At 35.6% G+C, this 18,018-nt stretch carries 10 protein-coding genes; 9 read left to right on the plus strand and 1 reads right to left on the minus strand.

Going from position 1 to position 18,018, the window contains the following annotated elements; translation table 11 throughout:
- Positions 1 to 201 precede the first annotated feature (201 nt).
- Entirely contained in the window at positions 202 to 4,323 is a 4,122-nt protein-coding gene (locus AC2DGP_RS09055) for a GEVED domain-containing protein (RefSeq protein WP_484489739.1), read from the plus strand.
- A gap of 12 nt (positions 4,324 to 4,335) precedes the next feature.
- Positions 4,336 to 4,836, plus strand: a complete 501-nt coding sequence (locus AC2DGP_RS09060) for a cupin domain-containing protein (RefSeq protein ID WP_484489740.1) — start codon at positions 4,336 to 4,338, stop codon at positions 4,834 to 4,836.
- 4 nt (positions 4,837 to 4,840) lie between these two features.
- Here AC2DGP_RS09060 and rsmG read toward each other — a convergent pair whose 3' ends face one another.
- Positions 4,841 to 5,470, minus strand: coding sequence for a 16S rRNA (guanine(527)-N(7))-methyltransferase RsmG (gene rsmG / locus AC2DGP_RS09065; RefSeq protein WP_484489741.1), 630 nt, complete (start codon positions 5,468 to 5,470; stop codon positions 4,841 to 4,843).
- 120 nt (positions 5,471 to 5,590) lie between these two features.
- Here rsmG and AC2DGP_RS09070 point away from each other — a divergent pair, with 120 nt between their 5' ends.
- The 7 genes from AC2DGP_RS09070 (at position 5,591) to AC2DGP_RS09100 (ending at position 18,012) form a co-directional block, all read left to right on the plus strand.
- Positions 5,591 to 6,682 (plus strand): fatty acid desaturase family protein, encoded by a 1,092-nt coding sequence (locus tag AC2DGP_RS09070; protein ID WP_484489742.1) that lies wholly within the window; start codon positions 5,591 to 5,593, stop codon positions 6,680 to 6,682.
- Positions 6,683 to 6,742: 60 nt separating this feature from the next.
- Complete coding sequence (locus tag AC2DGP_RS09075; RefSeq protein WP_484489743.1) at positions 6,743 to 7,927, plus strand: pyridoxal phosphate-dependent aminotransferase; 1,185 nt, start codon at positions 6,743 to 6,745, stop codon at positions 7,925 to 7,927.
- Positions 7,928 to 8,124: 197 nt separating this feature from the next.
- On the plus strand, positions 8,125 to 8,697 hold the full coding sequence (locus AC2DGP_RS09080) for a phage tail protein (RefSeq protein ID WP_484489744.1): 573 nt from the start codon (positions 8,125 to 8,127) through the stop codon (positions 8,695 to 8,697).
- Between the two features lie 710 nt (positions 8,698 to 9,407).
- Positions 9,408 to 9,755, plus strand: a complete 348-nt coding sequence (locus AC2DGP_RS09085; RefSeq protein ID WP_484489745.1) for a hypothetical protein — start codon at positions 9,408 to 9,410, stop codon at positions 9,753 to 9,755.
- A gap of 105 nt (positions 9,756 to 9,860) precedes the next feature.
- Positions 9,861 to 10,217 carry a T9SS type A sorting domain-containing protein gene (locus AC2DGP_RS09090; RefSeq protein ID WP_484489746.1) on the plus strand — a complete coding sequence of 119 codons (357 nt, stop codon included), beginning with the start codon at positions 9,861 to 9,863 and terminating at the stop codon, positions 10,215 to 10,217.
- A 101-nt stretch (positions 10,218 to 10,318) separates the two neighbouring features.
- Positions 10,319 to 10,735, plus strand: a complete 417-nt coding sequence (locus AC2DGP_RS09095; protein ID WP_484489747.1) for a tail fiber protein — start codon at positions 10,319 to 10,321, stop codon at positions 10,733 to 10,735.
- A gap of 77 nt (positions 10,736 to 10,812) precedes the next feature.
- Positions 10,813 to 18,012 carry an MBG domain-containing protein gene (locus AC2DGP_RS09100; RefSeq protein WP_484489748.1) on the plus strand — a complete coding sequence of 2,400 codons (7,200 nt, stop codon included), beginning with the start codon at positions 10,813 to 10,815 and terminating at the stop codon, positions 18,010 to 18,012.
- The last annotated feature ends 6 nt before the right edge of the window (positions 18,013 to 18,018 follow it).

Here is an 18,018-nt window from a genome sequence, read left to right on the forward strand (position 1 = left end):
GCATTGGCAAACTCCCTAATTTCAGTTAATTTTGCATTTAACTAACAACCATTCTTAAAATTTAAAAAAACCGAAAGGTTTCATGAAACTTAAACCTATCATAATAGGCTATTTATTTAGCATTAAAGTGGGGTAAAAACAGGTTTAACTGTTTAATAAACAAACCTAAGAATTATTTTAAAGGTTTTTAAAGAAGAAATAATGTTAGTAAAATATATTTTAAAGAAATACATTCCGATTGCACTGCTAATATTCGTGTTCGGATTTCAAGCAAAGGCACAAACTTTTATCACGGATGCTTCCCCTTATTGCAATCCAGCTAATATTAATAATTACGGTACTTTTTTTATCGAAAATATTAAGCTTGGTGACATTAATAATACAACAGGAAACAATACTGACAACTATACTTTTTACAACACTACATCAACTGAATTGATTATTGGAACCTCTAATGATGCTTCTTTACGTATCACAAGAGAATCTTGGCGATCAAAGGTTAGCGTTAGAGTATGGATAGATTTTGATGGTGACAATGATTTTGGAGGTGCAAACGAAACAGTATACAGTGCTGATTTCAGCTCAACAGCAGATGGTGTCTCAGTACAATATTTCACCATAGCAGTACCTGAAGATGCTACAACTGGCACAAGCAGAATGCGAGTTGCCGTAAGTGATAAAACATCACTTCAAGCTTGTCAATATAACTACGCCGCAGGAGAAGTAGAAGATTATGTAATAAACATCTCAGCAGAAAACCAAGCTCCCGTTGCCAGTTGTATTGGAAATTTAGACGTGAATTTAGATGTCTCTGGTAACATCACTATTACCCCTGAACAAATTAATAATGGATCTTCAGATGATAGTAACGAGTTTAACTTGAGCCTAGACAAATCATCTTTTACCTGTGATGATATAGGAATCAACGAAGTTACCCTAACAGTTACTGATCTTAAAGGGCTTTCTGACACCTGTACAGCAACTGTTACAGTAAGTAATTACTCTGGTTCGTTTGAAGCCCCAGCGATTGAACCGACCACCACCTATTGTGAATATACAGCTTCCGCACCCGTTATGGATTATCAATGTGGACAACAGATTATAGGAACCACATCGGATACTACTTATTTTAACACCGCAGGAACCTACACGATCGACTGGGATTTTGACAACGGAAGCACTGTAGTAACCAGTACAGAAACTATCACAATTGAAAACCCTGTAACACCAACAAACATCTCAATTACCTCTATTACCGAAAACACTGCTAATATCTCATGGGATGACACCGGAGTCTCGTATAAAATAAAATACAAACAAAGCAGCAATAGTACTTGGACTGAAACCACAAGCGAAACAAATTCAATTTCACTCAGTGGATTAAATTTTGGAACCGAATACGATATCGAAGTTGCAATTGATGCTTCTTGCGCTGTTTACACCGCAACACAAAGCTTTACTACTATTGATATCGCTTATTGTGACTCGGATGTAAATCTAGGAGGGAATTCATCATACTATATAAGTCAAGTAATCTTTGGTGATATTGACAACACTTCAACAAACACAGCTTCCAACTATACGTATTATAAAGATACCTCTACTGACTTAACGCCAGATAACGCCCTTAGCGGTACCATACATTTTGAACGAGGAAACACCTCTGTGGGAATTGTAGTTTGGATAGATTATAACAGTGACGGGGATTTCTTTGATGAAAACGAAGAAGTTTACAGTGTTGTTGTGCCAACTGGAGTAACAAGCATTGATCTTCCTAATAATATTTTAGTTCCATCCAATGCCGTTGAAGGTAAATCAAGAATGAGAATAGGAATCAAGCAATCTAGTGTCCCTTCTTCTTCTTGTAACTTTGATTATCAAGCTGGAGAAATTGAAGACTATGATATTTATATAAATCCACCTGATACAAGTGCTTTTGAGGGAGCTATATTTTCACAAGTTTATCATAATAATACTACAGACCGATGGATTGAAATAAGTAATTCCGGAAGTGAAACTATACCAGCAAACACTTTAATTTTGGCATTATTCCAGAATAGAAATGGAGACCAAACGGGTCAAACGCCAACAGCAACTTACACAATTCCAGTTAGCATAAGTGTAAATGCCTCTATTTTAATTAATAATTCTGCTGCAGTTTTAAATAATTATACAACAACTCCCTTAACAGACGATAACATTACAAGTTTTGATGGAGGCGATGATATTTTAATAATCTCTACAAAATCGGATAACACTGCATGGGCAAACCGTTTTGATATTATAGAAAACATAACAAACAATACTTCTTTTGTGAGAATTGACCAAGTTAATACGTATAGTAATAGTTATAACTATAATGAGTGGGTAGCTTTTGTTGATGACTCCCTAGATCCTTACAGAGATCTTGACAACGGTGGACCGGAAAGACATCCACATGCACCATTAATTTCAGAAGTTAATACTGCAGCAAGTGAAACTAGTATTTTATTGGGTACACATTATTTTGATGAAACTTCTAGAATCAGCAATGCGTGGTCTAACGGTAATCCAGACAGATCAAGAAGTCTAGTTATTGACGAGAACTTCGCAACCTCTGCTACTTTACAAGGCAGAACATTAGAATTAACTGCCTCTCAAAAGTTAACCATAACAGATAATTTACTTGTTATAAATGAGAATATCACTTTAAATACTGCTAGTGAACTTAGAATCGCAGGTACCTCTCAACTTATCCAGACTCATACTGATTCTGAAAAAATTGCGGGAACAGGAAATATGTTCATCGATCAAAAATCAAACACAGCCAGTATCTATAGATATAACTACTTGAGCTCTCCTGTAAACTCAACAGGAGGATCAAATTTCACGGTTGCCTCAGTCCTAAAGGACGGTACTGAAGCTACCAAGGCCGATTCAACACCCCTTGATATCAATTTTATTGCTGGTTATGACGGAAATACTGGAAACCCTATTTCCATAGCAGAATACTGGATTTACACCTACACGAACGGAGATGGAGGGAGATCTAGCTGGTCTAGAAAAAGCTCTGATGGTACCATTGGACAAGTCGATGGATTTACACTAAAAGGTCCTGGAGCAGCGCAGAATTACACCTTTGTAGGAACACCTAAAGATGGTAACCTTACTACAACAATTGGTGGTTATCAATCTTATTTAGTCGGAAACCCTTACGCCTCTGCTATAAGTGCAAAAAAATTCATTGAAGATAATAAAGACGCTATAGACGGTACCCTTTATTTTTGGGAACATGCCGGTATTGAAGATGAAGATAGTTCAGAAACGGCAGGTCATAATTATGGAGGATACATTGGCGGCTATGGTACTCGAAATGCTTCTATGGGATTAGCCGCAAACAAAGTAACCTCAAATGATAACGACAACCCAAACACTCCTTCTATAGGAAATGGAAGCTATTCAGAACCTAAGGAATATATTGCCGTAGGACAAGGATTCTTTGTCTCAAGTGATGTTGATGGAGGGACCATTAATTTCAACAATAGTCAAAGAGAATTTATCAAACTTGGTTCAGAGTCTATTTTCTTTAAAACAGGAAAACAGGAAAAAGAAACATCCGTAAATCCTACTCCAAGCTACTATAATAGGAACCTACCTATATTAAAACTTGGACTAGATTATAAAAATGATGAAAACACAAGTATGCATCGTCAAATAGGAATATCTTTTAATAAAAATAATTCGTTCGCCTTTGATAATGGCTATGATTCTTCGATGTTCGACCTAGCTGCAACGGATATGTATTGGCAATTCCCGAATGATGATAACAAATACATCATTGCCGGTGTTCAAGAGATATCTGATGATTTACAAGTACCACTAGTTATAAAAATGGGATATACCGGAGAAATCTCAATTTCAATAGATGAATGGCAAGCCATTGATAGAACGGTTTATATTGAAGACTCTTACAATAACATTTTATACCCATTAAACAACGGAAAAACAAGTTTGTATGTTGAAGAGGGACTCTATGAGGACCGATTCGTTTTAAGTTTTTCTGCAAAAGATATTTTAGACGTAGCGGACAACAATCATCTAGAAAATTTACTGGTATACTTCAATAGCAACAATAATTCTATTGTAATTGACAATCATAACAACAAGATTTCAGAGGTGATTTTATTTGACGTACTAGGTAATGAGATTCAAAGTTGGAGTGACCTATCTCAAGAGAATCATGAAATTTTAAATACTCCATATTTAAAAACAGGCGTATACGTTGTTCAACTAAAAATTGACGGAAAAATCATCTCTAAAAAAATAATCGCTTCAAATAATTGATATCTTTAACTCATGAAAAGAGAAGACATCATAATTAGAGAACTAAATCTATTAGCGCACCCCGAAGGAGGATATTACAAAGAAACTTATAGAAGTGAGGGACTAATTTTTGAAAGCAACCTCCCTGAACAATTTAAAGGTGATAGAAATTATTCTACTTCTATTTATTTCCTTTTGAAATCTGATTCGTTTTCTGCTTTTCATAAAATTAATCAAGATGAAAATTGGTTTTTCCATGAAGGATCAAACCTAACAATTCATCAAATTTCACCTGAGGGTGTGTATACCAAAACCCAACTAGGTTCCAATATTTTAAAAGGAGAAGCTTATCAACATACGGTTCCAAAAAACTATTGGTTTGGAGCTACTGTTAACAGCCTTAACTCATACAGTCTTGTTGGTTGCACAGTTGCACCTGGATTTGATTTTAGAGATTTTATACTTGCCGACAAAAACGAATTACAAAAAAAATTCCCCAATCATAAAACTATCATCGAGGAACTTACACGTTAAACCGTTAAGGTTTATATTTTAATGGCAAATGCACGACTTTCTTTGTCTCAAAAAAATCTTCTTCAAAAAAATCAGATAAATTATAAAGCGTGGTCGTTTGAAAAACCGACAATTCTTCGGTAAGATCCCCTCCTTTTAGATATAAAATTCCATTTCGCAATTCGTGGTTTTGCTTTTTTGCCACTTTTTTACGAACCCACTTTACAAAATCTGGCATTGTGGTAACAGCTCTACTAACAATAAAGTCAAATTCACCTTTCACTTTTTCAGCCCTCATGTGATCTGCTTTTAAGTTTTTCAAACCTAAAGCTTCTGCAACTCCTTGAACCACTTTTATTTTCTTACCAATAGAATCCACTAGTTGAAATTCGGTTTCAGGAAACAAAATAGCCAATGGAATCCCAGGAAAACCACCACCAGTTCCTACATCCAAAACTCTTGCTCCCGCTTTGAACTCTTGCACCTTGGCAATCCCCAATGAATGAAGTACATGTCGCAAATATAACTCGTCAATATCTTTACGAGATATAACGTTTATTTTTGCATTCCAATCTTTATATAACTCTTCTAATTTTTCAAATTGACTGAACTGTAAGTCAGAAAGATTTGGAAAATATCTTTTTATTATTTCCATAATTCCCTTAATTATGCCCCAAAAGTAACATCTTTTAACTATTTAATGGGTTATTATTATGAAATAATGAATTCTTTTGAGCTAAAAAAAGTTTATTTTTGCAAACTGATCTGTATACATATGAAAAAAATAAACTTCTCTAGAATAGACAAAGCAAAGTTTTTCAGAACTTTAAACAAGCGCGTAAATGGCTATTTTAAGGAGAACGGAATTGCAAAAACAGGAAATTGGAAATTATACTCCAAAGCGGTTCTGATGTTTGTTTTACTTTTTGTTCCATTCATTCTTATTCTTACTGTTTCCCTTCCTCAATGGGCCATGTTATTACTTATGATAGTCTCTGGTATTGGAATGGCTGGTGTTGGTATGAATGTAATGCATGATAGTAACCATGGATCATTTTCTAGTAAAAAATGGGTAAACACCTTAATGGGAAGCAGCATGTATGTACTTGCTGGAAATGTTTACAATTGGAAAGTTCAGCATAATGTATTGCACCATACCTTTACTAATATCAAAGGTCATGATGAAGATATAGACGCCGGTAGAATCATTCGTTTTTCAAAACACTCTAAATGGCTAAAAATACACCACTTACAAAGATATTATTCAATTTTCGTTTACGGACTTTTAACAATTAACTGGGCCATAACTACAGATTTTAAACAAACAAGTAGGTATTTAAAAAGAGGCTTGTCTTATGGTGATTTTCCAAATCCAACAAAACAATGGATCACGCTGATTATTACAAAAGTTTTGTATTATGCCTTTTGGGTTGCATTACCAATGCTCGTTTTAGACATTGCTTGGTGGAAAGTATTAATTGGTTTTATCACCATGCATTATACTGCTGGTCTAATTTTAAGTTTAGTTTTTCAATTGGCACATGTGGTCCCAAACACAGAAATGCCATTACCTGATAAAGAAGGTAACTTAGAACACACCTGGGCTATTCACCAGTTGTATACAACTTCTAATTTTGCACCAAACAATAAATTTGTATCCTTCTGTACGGGTGGGTTAAATCATCAAGTAGAACATCATATTTTTCCGAATATTTCCCATATTCATTATGGAAAACTAGCTAAAATTGTAAAAGAAACAGCAAAAGAATTTAATTTACCTTATCATGAATACAAAACCATGACCAAAGCCTTAAAAGAACATTTTCACCAATTAAAAACTTTAGGGGTAAATCCTGCATATCATTAATAAACAAAACACAAAAAGTTTTATAAGACTTCAATATCAAATAATCAACATTTATCAAAAATGAAACAATTATCAAACAGAATTAACAGCTTACCAACTTCTGCAACTTTAGCAATGGCTGCTAAAGCAAGAGAATTGAAAGAACAAGGAAAAGACATTATCAGTTTAAGTTTAGGGGAACCAGACTTCAACACGCCTGAGTTTATCAAAGACGCTGCTATCCAAGCTGTAAATGACAATTATAACTCTTACAGTCCTGTTAACGGATACCTAGATTTACGTGAGTCTATTTGTAAAAAATTCAAAAGAGACAATAACCTATCTTACAACCCTAATCAAATTGTTGTTTCAACAGGAGCAAAACAATCTATTGCCAATGTTGCACAAGTTTTATTAAACCCAGGTGACGAGGTTTTATTACCTGCACCTTACTGGGTTAGTTATTCAGCTATTTCAACATTAGCTGAAGCTAGTTTTGTTGAGATTCCTTCTTCAATTGATACAGATTTTAAAATCACACCTGAACAATTAGAGGCTGCTATCACTCCAAAATCAAAATTAATTTTCTTTAACTCTCCTAACAACCCAAGTGGAACTATATACTCTGAAGATGAATATAGAGCATTAGCGAAAGTATTAGAAAAACACCCAAATATATATGTAGTATCTGACGAAATCTATGAACATATCAACTATGGAGCTGGAAACTTCAGTTTTGCTGCGATAGAGAGTATGTATGACAGAACTATCACCGTAAATGGTGTAGCGAAAGCTTTTGCTATGACTGGTTGGAGAATTGGTTATATTGGTGCTCCTGAATGGATTGCTAAAGCCTGTAACAAGCTACAAGGACAAGTAACCTCTGGTGCTAATTGTATTGCTCAGCGTGCTACGATCACTGCCTTAGATGCACCAGTAACGAAAATTGGTTACATGGTGGATGAGTTTCACAAAAGAAGAGATATTGTTTTAGATTTATTAGGAAAAATCAAAGGATTTAAACTTAATATTCCTGAAGGTGCATTTTACGTATTCCCTGATATTTCTTATTTCTTTGGAAAGACAATCAAGGGAAATAAAATTGAAAACGCTTCTGATTTTTCTATGTTTTTATTAGAAAATGCCAATGTCGCTACCGTAACAGGTGAAGCTTTTGGAGCTCCAGATTGTATACGTATGTCTTACGCTGCTTCTGAAGAACAATTAAGAGAAGCTATTGAAAGGATCAAAAAAGCTTTGGCTTAAAAAAGTGCTAAATTTCTAAAAGCCTCAATCATTAATTTGATTGAGGCTTTTTAATTTCCAAAATAATTTTTTCTCATACCATTTTTCACAACTCTTAATTTAAGTTTTTTAACGCTCAAGGAATTTTTAGTTTTTTCAAAACAGATAATACAAATCTTTGTATAGTAAAATCTAATATAAATAAAAACTTAAAAAAAATGGCTTTAGACAATCCAACAATCGGAGAAATAGTAATGTTCGCAGGAAACTTCCCCCCAAGAGGCTGGGCTTTTTGTGACGGACAATTATTACCAATTAACCAAAATCAAGCATTATACTCTGTCATAGGAACTATTTACGGTGGTGATGGAAGAACAACTGTAGGTCTACCGGATTTAAGAGGAAGAACCGCAGTACACCCCGGTACGGGCCCTGGTTTAACTACAAGGAGACTCGGTCAAAGATCAGGTACGGAATATAATGTTCTTACCACTGCGCAGATTCCTTCACATAGTCATGTTGCAACAGGAAAAATAGAAGCCTCAACGAATGAAGGAACAACAAGTGACCCAAAAGGCATGTATCCTGCAAGCCCAATTTATCAAATAGATAGAAATGCCAAAGCTGAGATTAATGCATATAACCCCACAGCCAATGCCTTAATGGGTGATCGAAGTGTTTCAATAACAATTGGGAACACTGGTGGTGGACAGCAGGTGAACAATATGCAGCCATTTGGATGCGTAAATTACATCATTGCTTTGACCGGAACTTACCCTTCAAGAAGCTAAAACTCGATAAACCTAAGCAAAAAGCCAGAATTAAATCTGGCTTTTTTTATTTAGTAATTCATACCAACAAACTTCTTTTTTGTAAAAGACGAACTGCTCCGATAATGATAACAACAAGATAGCACCTTTATTTAGGACTTTGATATACCTTTGGTAATAAACAAGAATTTATGATTATAGCTTATAAATTGCACCTGCTTCTTATAATTTAGTCACAAATTTAGAAGTTTTAAAGGGTTCAATATTGAAGAAAATTACCGAATAGAAGAGAATATTGCTGTGTTTAGTTTGACTGACCTAAATAAGTAATTAGCTATAGGTGATGATTTTACAGTCTCTAAAACAGTAAACTCTATCGATTTTTCTTCGACTGAGTTCTTGGTGAAGTGAACGTTTTTAATATGACACATTAAAATAATCTTATTAGAAAACACAATAATGCAACGGTTACGGATCAAATTTTGGAGCTCTAGATTGTGTACGTATGACTTAAGCTGCTTCTGAAGAACAAATAAGAGAAGCTATCGATAAAATCAAGAAAGCATTCAAATAAGACAGCCAAAAAATATTTTTTTGAAAACACATTATTGATAATAGCGAGGTTGTTTGTAAACAATTGTTTACAATTACATCACAAATTTTCATTTAACAATTTCTTTTTCTAATTTTAACTTGCCCCTAATAGTTGCCAATTTTATAAATCAACGACAATGAAAAAGTTACAAAACATCATTGAATTTGAAAATGCGATTAACAGGAACAAAAGGTCAATTGCAAAGAAAAAGAAATCTGCACCATTCATTATAGTCTGTATGACTGTATGCTATGCGCTCATGTTTAACTTTAGCGGACATAAATTGAATTATTTATTTGATAATCAGTTGGATTTTGTAAAAACAATTTCATACAGTTTTCTTGTACTCATAGGTCTATACGGTATCGTTATTTACTTTAGCATTTATAAACTTTCAACTCAATCAAAAAAATGGAATAAAGCTTTATACAATCTATCCAAATTAGACGAGGATATTGTTCAAAGACACCAGCACTCCCTATAATTAGTGAGTTGTATTATTCCTCTTCCATAGGGATTGACACCTTTCATACGGGATTGTATATTTGTCATTATTCAAACAGCCGAAACGCGAAAGGAAATGATAAATATGAAACAATTCTACCCCCTAGTATTGATTGCATTAATTTTTTGTTTGGTATCCATGAAACCAAGTGGTAACCAAGAAAAGACGGCACTTGAAAAATCTGATGTTTTTATATACTCTAATAACAACACTCCTGACATCAGTATCTCCCCAAACCCTGTTCATAGAGAACTTATTTTAAAATCTACAAGTCTATTAGAAATCAAAACCCTTGGAATTCACAATATTTCAGGAAGACTTATAAAGAACTGCTCTATAAAGAATTCGACAATAAATGTCCAAAACCTCCCCACCGGGATTTATTATCTAAAAGTCACTACTGACAAGAATATTATCACCAGTCGATTTATAAAAAGATAACGCTTACACCTTTTAAACCTCGTTTAAACATTATTTTCATACGTTAAAGGAATCTTCAGTATTTTTTTTAATCGTCTTAGATATTTTTGTCTAAAAAAATCATGAAACCATATATCCAACAAATAATTATGTTTGGTGGGAATTTTACTCCAATAGGCTGGACATATTGTGACGGTGAATTATCTGAATCTGAGACAAACCAATTACCTTCTCATATACATGTAGCTACAGGAACTAATACAGAAGCAACACTTGCTAGCTTAGATACTGCAAAAACAAATGAGCCTACAATAGATGTACTTACTAAATCTAATTATATTATTGATAGAAGTAATACTGCTCCCATAAACACATATAGAGCACCAAACAACTTGGTTCAAGTCACTCCAAATACAGATAATAACCTGTATATCAATGTTATTGTTACAAACCTAGGGGCTGGAGTAAACAATGTTCAACCCTCTATAGCTATCAATTACATCACACCCTTGAACAAAATAAACCCTTCAAAAAAATAACTCCTCAAACACACTCCTTGGATTCTTCTAAAGAGTGTGTTTTTCTTTAATCATTGATCTACTAGTTCTTATACGTCATGAAAAAAACTACTCTGCTAACATACTATTTACTTTTCATTTTTTCATTTTTATTCTCAACTCTTGGGAATTCCCAAACTACAATTAATTTTAGCCTCGGTCTATCAGACAATGCTCAACTTGGAACTTCTACCGACATAGGTGGGTTCACTTTTAGCATTAACTCTAGTTCACCGGACGACATTACCTTTGATGATGGATCTCATAGTACCTCTGGTAGTCCTGCTCTTTATGACGATAATTTAGACATTGGTGGAATCACGCAATGGATAATAAAAAAAACAGATGGATCAGAATTTCAACTAATTAGTTTATATTTAAAAGATGCAGGTTTCGCAGTTGCAAATGGTACTATATCTGCTTACAAAGACAACTCAAAGGTAGGATCATCCGTTGCTATAAATTTTGACGGTGTAAAGATTCTTTCTGGAAACTCTGATTTTTCAAACATAGATGAAATTAGAATTCAAGGTACAGACATTAATTTCTATCTTGATGACTTTAAATACGATACAGCAGTTGTCTCAGACACAACAGCTCCAATTTTTGAAAACGGTACACCAAATGGATCTTCAGTAACAACTACTGGTTTTACATTAGCTACTGATATAGATGAAGCGGGTACAATATACTACGTAATTGTTGCTGATGGTGCTAGTGCACCAACTTCTTCAGAAGTTAAAAATGGAACTGGTAGCGGAGGAGCATCTGCCGCAACAAGTGGAAATGCTATTGTAAATTCAGGCGTATTCAATACTAATTTTAACGTTTTAAATCTATCGCCAGGTACATCTTACGATGTGTACACCACTGCTCAAGATGATGAAGGCTCACCAAACCTACAGGTAAGCCCTAGCAAAATAGACATTACCACTTTAGCTAACCTGGCAACAATTTCCACAACAGCAGCTAGCAGCATTACAACTACCTCTGCTACGCTAGCCGGAAATGCAACAGCAAATGGTGGAGCATCAATTACCGAAAGAGGAATCGTTTACTCAATTACGAGTACCAATAGTAATCCAATGATTGATGGGACTGGTGTTACAAAAAACACCAATGGCACAGGAACTGGAGTTTTTTCTGAATCCATTGGTAGTTTGAGTTCAAGTACACAATACTCATATAAATCTTATGCTATAAATTCTGCTGGAACTTCTTACGGAGCAGTTCAAACATTTACCACAGCAACTCCAGCTGTATTGGCAACCATCACTACTGCAACTCAGGCCAATATTACTACAACATCTGCAGATTTAGGGGGAAATATTACTAGTAACGGTGGAGCTTCTGTTTCTGAAAGAGGAATCGTTTGGGCTACAACTTCTAACCCGACAATAGCAAACAATAAAGTTTCTATTGGCAGTTCTACTGGATCTTTTTCAAAAATGGTCGGGTCACTACCTTCAAATACTACGATTTATGTAAGAGCTTATGCGACCAATTCAGCAGGAACGGCATATGGAAGTGATATTAGTTTTTCTACACATCAATTAGGAACAAGTAATTTTACTAGCTTGGGATCAAATGATTCTGGTGGTACTGGTTTTAAAACGAATTCAAGCAATAGCAATTATGTAATCAGTAACATAATGTTAAATGATGGTGCTGGTATGTATATCAATGATTCTGAACTTGGAGCAACAAAAACATATAGTATAAAAGCTGATGGGGTAAATGCCGAGTCCTTTACGGTAGATGTCTTAAATGTAAGTTCTTACTCGGGTGCCGCCACTCCAGTTGGTAGGACATATGATCAATCAACAAATGTTGTTTTTAAAGACAAAACAGGTGCTACAATTAGAACCATGACATTAAATTCTGATAAATATTTAGCTCCAAACATAGGTTCCTCTATATTTTCATTTTTTGACAACAATAATTCATCTCCTGTTCATTCAGTAGCAGAAATTATATTTACAATTGTTCCAGGTCGTCCAGACGACGCAGCAGAAAACTGGACCTCTTCAGATATTACAATTTCAAATGTAGTGGCACCCTCTGTTACACCACTAATCACATTTTCTGATATCAGCAAAACCTATAAGGAAGCCAATTTTAACTTAGCAGCTACATCTAACTCAGCAGGTACTATTAGTTATTCAATTGTAGCAGGTGGTTCAGGTACAGCAACTTTGTCTGGAAATAACAATGAAACTGTGACATTAGGAGAAACCGGAACCGTTACTATACGAGCTTCTCAAGCAGCAAATGGAATATATAGTTCGAGTTCAAAAGACATTACATTAACTATCGGAAAAAAACCTTTGACGGTAACTGCAGAGGCTACATCTAAAGTATATGGTGATGCGGATCCAACGCTTACCTACACAGCAACGCTAGAAGGTGCCGATGTATTAACAGGAAGCTTATCAAGAGCAGCAGGTACAGATGTCGGAACTTATGCTATTAGCTCAACACTAGACAATAGTAATTATGATATTACTTTTGTGCCAGCAAACCTAACCATTACTCAAAAACCTTTGACCATAACTGCAGAGGCGACATCTAAAGTATATGGTGATGCGGATCCAACGCTTACCTACACAGCAACGCTAGAAGGTGCCGATGTATTAACAGGAAGCTTATCAAGAGCAGCAGGTACCGATGTCGGAACTTATGCTATTAGCTCAACTCTGGACAATAGTAATTATGATATTACTTTTGTGACAGCAAACTTAACCATTACTAAAAAACCTTTGACCATAACTGCAGAGGCGACATCTAAAGTATACGGTGCAGCTGATCCAACACTTACTTATACTGCAACGCTAGAAGGTGCTGATGTATTAACAGGAAGCTTATCAAGAACAGCAGGTACGGATGTCGGAACTTATGCTATTAGCTCAACTCTGGACAATAGTAATTATGATATTACTTTTGTGACAGCAAACCTAACCATTACTAAAAAACCTTTGACCATAACTGCAGAGGCGACATCTAAAGTATATGGTGATGCGGATCCAACCCTTACCTACACAGCAACGCTAGAAGGTGCCGATGTATTAACAGGAAGCTTATCAAGAGCAGCAGGTACAGATGTCGGAACTTATGCTATTAGCTCAACTCTGGACAATAGTAATTATGATATTACTTTTGTGACAGCAAACCTAACCATTACTCAAAAATCTTTGACCATAACTGCAGAGGCTACATCTAAAGTATATGGTGATGCCGATCCTACACTTACTTATACTGCAACACTAGAAGGTGCTGATGTATTAACAGGAAGCTTATCAAGAGCAGCAGGTACAGATGTCGGAACTTATGCTATTAGCTCAACTCTGGACAATAGTAATTATGATATTACTTTTGTGACAGCAAACCTAACCATTACTAAAAAACCTTTGACCATAACTGCAGAGGCGACATCTAAAGTATATGGTGATGCGGATCCAACCCTTACCTACACAGCAACGCTAGAAGGTGCCGATGTATTAACAGGAAGCTTATCAAGAGCAGCAGGTACAGATGTCGGAACTTATGCTATTAGCTCAACACTAGACAATAGTAATTATGATATTACTTTTGTGCCAGCAAACCTAACCATTACTCAAAAACCTTTGACCATAACTGCAGAGGCTACATCTAAAGTATATGGTGCAACTGATCCAACCCTTACCTACACAGCAACGCTAGAAGGAGCTGATGTATTAACAGGAAGCTTATCAAGAGCAGCAGGTACCGATGTCGGAACTTATGCTATTAGCTCAACACTAGACAATAGTAATTATGATATTACTTTTGTACCAGCAAACTTAACCATCACCAAAAAACCTTTGACGGTAACTGCAGAGGCTTTATCTAAAGTATATGGTGATGCCGATCCTACACTTACTTATACTGCAACGCTAGAAGGTGCTGATGTATTAACAGGAAGCTTATCAAGAGCAGCAGGTACGGATGTCGGAACTTATGCGATTAGCTCAACACTAGACAATAGTAATTATGATATTACTTTTGTACCAGCAAACTTAACCATTACCAAAAAACCTTTGACCATAACTGCAGAGGCCACATCTAAAGCATATGGTGATGCCGATCCTACACTTACTTATACTGCAACGCTAGAAGGTGCTGATGTATTAACAGGAAGCTTATCAAGAGCAGCAGGTACGGATGTCGGAACTTATGCTATTAGTTCAACACTGGACAATAGTAATTATGATATTACTTTTGTACCAGCAAACTTAACCATTACCAAAAAACCTTTGACCATAACTGCAGAGGCCACATCTAAAGCATATGGTGATGCCGATCCTACACTTACTTATACTGCAACGCTAGAAGGTGCTGATGTATTAACAGGAAGCTTATCAAGAGCAGCAGGTACGGATGTCGGAACTTATGCGATTAGTTCAACACTGGACAATAGTAATTATGATATTACTTTTGTACCAGCAAACCTAACCATCACCAAAAAACCTTTGACCATAACTGCAGAGGCGACATCTAAAGTATATGGTGATGCCGATCCTACACTTACTTATACTGCAACGCTAGAAGGTGCTGATGTATTAACAGGAAGCTTATCAAGAGCAGCAGGTACGGATGTCGGAACTTATGCTATTAGCTCAAATCTGGACAATAGTAATTATGATATTACTTTTGTGACAGCAAACCTAACCATTACTCAAAAACCTTTGACCATAACTGCAGAGGCGACATCTAAAGTATATGGTGATGCGGATCCAACGCTTACCTACACAGCAACGCTAGAAGGTGCCGATGTATTAACAGGAAGCTTATCAAGAGCAGCAGGTACAGATGTCGGAACTTATGCTATTAGCTCAACTCTGGACAATAGTAATTATGATATTACTTTTGTGACAGCAAACCTAACCATTACTCAAAAATCTTTGACCATAACTGCAGAGGCTACATCTAAAGTATATGGTGATGCCGATCCTACACTTACTTATACTGCAACACTAGAAGGTGCTGATGTATTAACAGGAAGCTTATCAAGAGCAGCAGGTACGGATGTGGGAACTTATGCGATTAGCTCAACACTAGACAATAGTAATTATGATATTACTTTTGTACCAGCAAACTTAACCATCACCAAAAAACCTTTGACCATAACTGCAGAGGCGACATCTAAAGTATATGGTGATGCCGATCCTACACTTACTTATACTGCAACGCTAGAAGGAGCGGATGTATTAACAGGAAGCTTATCAAGAGCTGCGGGAACAAATGTGGGAACTTATGCTATTAGTTCAACTCTGGACAATAGTAATTATGATATTACTTTTGTACCGGAAAACTTAACTATTACTAAAAAACCTTTGACCATAACTGCCGATGAATTATCTAAAATATCAGGAGAAAACGACCCTGAATTCACATACCAAATCACTTCAGGAAGTTTGGTCAGTGGAGATACATTTTCTGGAGATTTAACGAGAAACACTGGAGAATCTGCAGGTATTTACGATATCCTCATCGGAGATTTAACCTTAGGTGAGAATTATGACCTTTCCTTTATAAGCAATAGGTTTAACATCTCATTGATTTTAACAACAGGTGCTTTGGGTCGTTCTTCAAAAGCAATAATAATAGAAGGTCAGATTTCAAGTGAAGCGAATGTAACCGAAAGAGGTATTGTATATTCATCTTCAAACACAGACCCTCAAATTGGAGGTTCCGATGTAACTCAACTAGCAGACTCTTCTGTTAGCGGCCCTTTTCAAATGACCATCACTGGTCTTGACCCTTATACCACGTACTATTTTCAAACCTACATTATTGTTGAAACTCCTTCAGGAAAGATTAGAATATTTACATCTAATAAATCATTAGCCTCTTCAGAATTATATGGAGGTGCAAAAGAATTCACTACTTTATTAGAGGAACCAACATTGGCACTTACTGAAAACACGAATCCAACAACAGGAACCGAAAGAGTAGATCCTGACATAAATTTAGAGATTGTCTTTAATAGTGATATTAAAAAAGGTACTGGAGACATTTTACTTATTAATGCCAATGATGATTCATTACTTGAAACAATAGCAGTGTCAAGCACAAATGTTACTGTATCAGGGAAAAAAATAACAATCACACCAACGCTCGAGTTACCGCAAACAACACAAGTTTATGTTATAGTACCCGTTGGAGCTGTTGAAGATCTATCAGGAAATGGATGGACTGGTTTTAATAACAAAACAGATTGGAACTTTACCAGCGACGATACAGTACTTCCAACAATAGTAACGATATCACCAAATCATACATCCACTGATATTGCACCGGGTAGCAATTTGGAAATTTCATTTTCAGAGGAAATTGTTAAAGGAACAGGAAACATACTAGTAAAGAACCATCTTAATAATAGCACTATAGCTACCATAGATGTAACTTCCGACCAAGTAAATATAACTTCAAACGTTGTAAATATAAACCCTACGGACGATCTACCAAGTGAAACATTATTTTATATAGAAATCGAAGGAACTGCCTTTAAAGATAGCTATGACAATAATTTCAGTGGAGTAAACACCAAAGATATTTGGAGTTTTGCAACAGCGGATATTACCGCTCCTAGTAGTCCAATAATTGTGGAAGTTGCTGACTACACTTGTTCCGAAACAACTCTTGCTACAGCTGACAACACATTTGTAATTACGGGAACAGCAGAAAATGAAAGCACGGTAAATGTATTTATTAACGATGCAAATGTTGGAACTACGAACACAGACAGCAATGGTACCTGGACTTTAGACTTAAGTTCTACTGTTCAAATAGATGGTGAATATAACATTACCGCAACAGCAACAGATAGTTCTAACAATACAAGTAATTCTTCTGATGAATTTGAAATTATCGTTTCTACTACGAATAGTGATTTGGACAACATACCTGACTTTTGTGATGCTGATGCTGAAAATGATGGTTATGCCGACACAACTCAGATTACAGAAAAAACCAAATATGGTTTCTCACCTAATGGGGACGGAATAAATGATACCTGGACTATTCGAGATATTGAAAACTTTGCTAACAACTCTGTAAAAGTCTTTAACAGATCTGGAAGGCTAGTATATGCCAAAGACAATTATGATAATACTTGGGACGGAACTTCGTCTGCTGGATTAGGAAATGGAAAACTACCCGTTGGCGCTTACTACTTCACAATCGATCTTAATGTTGATGGAGTCAAGATGGTTTCAGGATGGATTTACATCAATTATTAATTCATA

Source organism: Flavicella sp. IMCC45537 (genome assembly GCF_057197705.1).